The organism is Sphingobium sp. PNB (genome assembly GCF_019873065.1).
Taxonomy (GTDB): Bacteria; Pseudomonadota; Alphaproteobacteria; order Sphingomonadales; family Sphingomonadaceae; genus Sphingobium; species Sphingobium fuliginis.
This window is the reverse complement of the sequence record NZ_JAINEZ010000161.1, coordinates 1-5,103: the sequence shown is the minus strand read 5'-3', so window position 1 is coordinate 5,103 and position 5,103 is coordinate 1. Positions and strand designations below refer to the sequence as shown.

Below are 5,103 nucleotides of genomic sequence, written 5' to 3'. Positions count from 1 at the left end.
CCGGGGGGCGTGCAGTTGTTCGATGCGGAATGGTACCGGCGGCCGAGCCATGCGGAACTGGCCGGCTATCTGCCCGCCAATGCGCCGACAAGCGGCTGGGGTCTGGTCGCGTGCAAGACGGTGGATCATTACCATGTCGAGAACTGCCAGGCGCTGGGGGAATCGCCCATGGGGTCTGGCTTTGCCAAGGCGGTTCGGCTGGCGGCGTGGCAATTTCTGGTGCTGCCGCCGCGGGTGAATGGCAAGGTGATGGTCGGAAGCTGGGTTCGGATCAGGATCGACTATACGCGCAGCGTGGCCGGCGGGGACGATGCGGGGCGGTGAACCGGGAGGAGGTTTTAACCCATATGGAACATTTTTGTTGACATCGTCACGCTGTTCTGGCACATAGGTCGACATTGGGAAAATGTGAGTCGCCGATGAGGCGGTGAAGGGCTGGTCCTCGTCAGGGCCGGCCCCTTTGCTTTGCATGCGGGGGATTGGCTGTGGCGGACGGAGAAGGGAAGAGGAACCGGTTCGGCGGGCGGGCTGATGCGCCCGAGCGGGTGCTGGCGCTGGAGAATGGGCCGCAGGGCGCGCTGGGCGTCGCGCCGCAGATGCGCGCGGTGCGCCGGAATGGCTGGACGCCGGCGCTGCGGCAGAAGTTCCTGGAGACGCTGGCGCTGACCTGCAACGTCAGCGAGGCGGCGCGGGTCGTCGGGCGGAACTTGTCGACCGTCTATTATCTGAAGCGGCGCGATCCGGCATTTGCGCGGGCTTGGAAGCAGGCGCTGAGCATCGGGCATGAGGAATTGCGGGCGCTGATGCTGCGGCAGGCGCTGTTCGGCACGGAGGATGAGGAGATCGTGCTGGACGGGGAAGGGGCGGTCAAGAGCCGGAAGATCAGGCGGGGGCATCCGCACATGATCCAGGCGCTGCTGTTCAGGGCGCATGAGAAGGAGGTGGAGGAGATGCAGCGGCTGGAGAGCGTGGAGCGGCCCGATGGCGAGGATGCGGTGGAGCGGTTGAGGGTGGCGCTGGATGAGGTGCGGAAGCGGAGTGGGGGGTAGGGGATTTTGGGTGGTTGCGGACTGGCAACTGCTGGTTCGCGCATCGCGAAAGCTGACAAAGAGCACGATCATTTGCAGCAATAATTGTAGCATATAGCAAAAATTGCCGTATATCGCCGCCATGGAAATACTGCCTACGCTCGAACTCCAGTTCCAAGACGCCTCGCAAGTCGGAGCAAAAAAATCCCCGCTCGCCTGGCGCGGGTTCAGGGTCGAACATGTGCTCCTCACGACAGATGAAGGCTATGATTTCCGCGCAAAGGGCGACAGTTGCTATCTCGCCTATCATGAGCTGATGCTGACCGACGGTGAGCTGAAGATGGAGGGTTTGCCGACCTTGGCCAAGACGCAGCTTCGCGACACGCTCACCTTCGCGCCCGAAGGATGCGCCATTGAGGGGTGGGCAAAGCCTGCTCGCGGAGAGAACAGCTACACGGCTCTCTATTTCGAACCCGATATCGTTTCCGAAGAATTGGGAGAACGATATGCCTGCGCCAATGCGGCACCTTTTGCATATGTTCGCAATGCCGGCCTGGCATCGACGATGATCAAGCTGCGCGACCTGGCCGTACGTGGTGACGATGACCCCCTCTACGCCGAAGCTCTTTGCCTGAGCGCGACAATCGAATTGCTGGGAATGCGGCCGTCACGGGAGGCCGCGCCCTTGAGCAAGGCGCAACTTGCACGCATTCAGGATTTTATCTTCGCCAATCAGCATCGCGCCATCGGCCTTGATGAGCTTGCAGACGTGGTCGATCTCAGTCGCTCTCACTTCTCCCGCGCGTTCAAGGCGACGACGGGCGTCGGACCATATCGTTTCGTCAGCGACTGGCGCGTTCGCCGCGCGCAAGAGATGCTGCGCGCCGTTCCGGATCAATCGGTCGAATCCATTGCACAGGCGGTCGGCTTCGCGAGCGCCGGCGCATTTCGTCGTGTGTTTCAACAGTTTGCCGGCACGACGCCGAAACAATATCGCAGGCAGCAGCGCTGAAAATCGGCAATTAAATCTTCTCGTGGGGGCGGGATATATGAGCGACTTTGACAATGCATCGAACAGATTTCTGGGCTGGCTCGGTCGGCGCGGCGCTCGTGAACCGGCAGAGCAACAATATGCCAAGGGAAGCGGCGACTTGATCCAGGCGGTGCGGCGGCACCTGCTCGATGAAATTGCGACTTTCCTGGTCAGTCATCGCCTTGACGTGACATCGACCAATCTCGTCACCACGCATGGAATATTCTCCGGAGGCAATCCAGTCCTGGCCCGCAAAATTGCAAAGCGCCACGCGGCTGGCCTTGAGATCACGCAGGAGTGGCTGGATGAAGTGGCAGGGATCGATCAATCCGACAAGCAGCACAACGGCGTCGAGTTGCTGATCGGCCAGATGGAGAACAGCATCGAAATATTCTCCAGAAATACCAATGCGGCGCGCAGCGCCACCTCGGAATATTCCGTCGAGCTGGAGGGCCATGTCGCCGAACTCGCCGCCAGTTCGGAAACGGGGCAGATCATTTCGCACTTCGCGAAAATGGCTACCGCCATGTTGGAGCGGACCCGGCAACTCGAAAGCGATATGCACCGCAGCGAGGAGGAAGCGGAATCATTGCGCCGGAGCCTGGAAAAGGCCAAGCGGGAGGCGGAGGTCGATCATCTGACCGGCCTCCCTAACAGGCGTGCCTTTGAAGCCGTGTTGGAACGCGAATATCGCGAAGCGCGCGGCGCGATGGAACCGCTGGCCGTCGCATTTTGCGACATCGATCATTTCAAGCGCGTCAACGACACGCACGGCCACGACACCGGCGACCGCGTTATTCGGTTGATAGCGGAGACACTCGCCAGGATCAGTGACGACAAGTGCCATGTCGCGCGCCATGGTGGCGAGGAATTCGTCATGCTCTTCCGAGGACTGCCAGTATCCGAAGTGAAGAATCAGCTTGACGATGTGCGGGAAAGCATGGCCGACCGGCGCCTGATCAACCGGAAGACAGACCAGCCCGTCGGGCGGGTCACCTTTTCCGCCGGCATCGCCGACATATTCGATTATCCGGACCCGCGTGCTGCAATGAAAGCCGCTGACGAAGCCCTCTACGCCGCCAAGGAGGCTGGCAGGAACCAAATTCATGTAGCCCGGAATCTTTAATAGGCGCTTGCTATCAGGAAAGCGATGACCGCTTTTGAGACAAAAGATTTCATCTTAGACGGCAAAAACTGGTCGTTTCAGCTATCTCGTCAGGGGGCGTAGCGGAGGTGGATCAGGGGGTAGGGGCGGCCCTGGCCGTCCTGATCGGAGCGGCCGGTGCGGGCGAAGCGCATGGCTTCGTAGAAGCCGATCGCCTGCGCATTCTGTTCGTTGACGTCCGTGGTGAGCGTGGGGTGGAGCGACAGGGCGTGGTCGATCAGGCGGCGCCCGACCCCCTGGCCGCGCCATGCGGGGTCGATGAACAGCGCCTCCATATGCGTGCCGTCGATCAGCATGAAGCCGATGGCGTGATCGTCCGGGTCGGTGGCGAGCCAGGCGGGCGCGTGGGGGAGGAAGGCGGCGACCTCCGCCTCTATCGCGGTGCGGTCTGCCGGCGTCAGGAAATCATGGGTCGCGTCGACGGCCTTGCGCCAGATGTCGAGCAGGCGGGCGCCGTCGGCGGCGCGGGCGGGGCGGATGGAACTCATGGCGGGCATATAGGGATGTGGGGCTGATCGGCCAAATCGGCCGCCGTGGAAAATCGATGAATGGAGGCGGGCGCATGGCCCTTTCGGATTTCGAGCGGCTGGCGCATCTGCCGGAGGCGGCGCGCGAGCGGGTGCTGGCCGGGCTGGGCGCGGCGGCGGCCGATGCGCTGGCGCATGACTGGCGCTGGCTGGCCCGGCCGGAGCAACTGGCGCCCGAAGGGGACTGGCGCATCTGGCTGATGATGGCGGGGCGCGGGTTCGGCAAGACGCGGGCCGGGGCGGAGTGGGTGCGGTCGGTCGCGGAGAGCGATCCGGCGGCGCGCATCGCGCTGGTCGGCGCGACGCTGGGCGAGGCGCGGGCCGTGATGGTGGAGGGGGCGTCGGGCCTGTTGTCCATCGCGCCCTGGTGGAACCGGCCGGTCTTCGCGCCGGCGCTGCGCAAGCTGGTCTGGCCCAATGGCGCGATCGCCACGCTTTACGGCGCGGCGGAGGCGGAGGGGCTGCGCGGGCCGCAGTTCAGCCATGGCTGGGCCGACGAGATCGCCAAATGGGCGGGCGGCGAGGCGGTGTGGGACAATCTGATGATGGGGATGCGGCTGGGCGGCGCGCCGCGCGTGCTGGCGACGACGACGCCGCGGCCCGTCGCCCTGGTGCGGGGGCTGGTGGCGCGCAACGGCGGCGACGTGGTGGTGACGCGGGGGCGGACGGCGGACAATGTCGCGCATCTGGCGGAAGGGTTCCTGGCGGCGATGGAGCGGAGCTATGGCGGGACGCGGCTGGGGCGGCAGGAGCTGGAGGGCGAGCTGATCGAGGAAGTCGAGGGCGCGCTGTGGACCCGCGATCTGCTGGAGCGGTGCCGGGTGGCGCATGTGCGCGGCGGGCTGGCGCGGGTGGTGGTGGCGGTCGATCCGCCCGCCTCCGCGCATGGCGACGCCTGCGGGATCGTGGTGGTCGGGCTGGGGGCGGATCGGCGCGCCTATGTGATTGCCGATGCGACGGTGGAGGGCGCGACGCCGGAGGGCTGGGCGCGGGCGGTGGCGGCGGCGGCGCTGGTGCATGGCGCGGACCGGGTGGTGGCCGAGGCGAATAATGGCGGGGCGATGGTCGAGAGCGTGCTGCGCGCCGCCGAGGCCGGGCTGCCCGTGCGGCTGGTGCATGCGAGCCGGGGGAAGGTGGCGCGGGCCGAGCCGGTGGCGGCCCTCTATGAGGCCGGGCGGGTGGCGCATCGGGGCGGCTTTCCCACGCTGGAGGACCAGATGTGCGGGATGATGCTGGGCGGCGGCTATGAGGGGCCGGGGCGGTCGCCGGATCGGGCCGATGCCCTGGTATGGGGGTTGACCGAGTTGATGCTGGGGCGACGCGGGGATGCGCGGGTGCGGGGGATATAGG

5 protein-coding genes and 1 pseudogene are annotated in these 5,103 nt (G+C 65.2%); 5 read left to right on the top strand and 1 reads right to left on the bottom strand.

Annotated elements, in window-relative coordinates:
* From K7W03_RS26565 to K7W03_RS26550, 4 genes and pseudogenes are all read left to right on the top strand, one after another.
* Positions 1 to 324 (top strand): annotated as a pseudogene (locus K7W03_RS26565) (hypothetical protein); the annotation flags it as partial.
* A 161-nt stretch (positions 325 to 485) separates the two neighbouring features.
* The gene (locus K7W03_RS26560) at positions 486 to 1,049 is read left to right on the top strand and encodes a hypothetical protein (protein WP_222887908.1); all 564 of its coding nucleotides are present in this window, start codon (positions 486 to 488) and stop codon (positions 1,047 to 1,049) included.
* Between the two features lie 103 nt (positions 1,050 to 1,152).
* Positions 1,153 to 2,040: a helix-turn-helix domain-containing protein gene (locus K7W03_RS26555; protein WP_139111520.1), complete on the top strand. Its 888-nt coding sequence runs from the start codon at positions 1,153 to 1,155 to the stop codon at positions 2,038 to 2,040.
* On the top strand, positions 1,982 to 3,187 hold the full coding sequence (locus K7W03_RS26550) for a GGDEF domain-containing protein (RefSeq protein WP_319024351.1): 1,206 nt from the start codon (positions 1,982 to 1,984) through the stop codon (positions 3,185 to 3,187). The genes K7W03_RS26555 and K7W03_RS26550 overlap by 59 nt, the downstream gene beginning before the upstream one ends.
* An 89-nt stretch (positions 3,188 to 3,276) precedes the next feature.
* On the opposite strand, the gene K7W03_RS26545 is transcribed toward K7W03_RS26550, so the two are convergent.
* Positions 3,277 to 3,723 carry an acetyltransferase gene (locus K7W03_RS26545; RefSeq protein ID WP_037484348.1) on the bottom strand — a complete coding sequence of 149 codons (447 nt, stop codon included), beginning with the start codon at positions 3,721 to 3,723 and terminating at the stop codon, positions 3,277 to 3,279.
* A 65-nt stretch (positions 3,724 to 3,788) separates the two neighbouring features.
* Between K7W03_RS26545 and K7W03_RS26540 the strand changes: the two genes are divergently transcribed.
* On the top strand, positions 3,789 to 5,102 hold the full coding sequence (locus K7W03_RS26540) for a DNA-packaging protein (protein ID WP_222887906.1): 1,314 nt from the start codon (positions 3,789 to 3,791) through the stop codon (positions 5,100 to 5,102).
* Position 5,103: the final 1 nt, after the last annotated feature.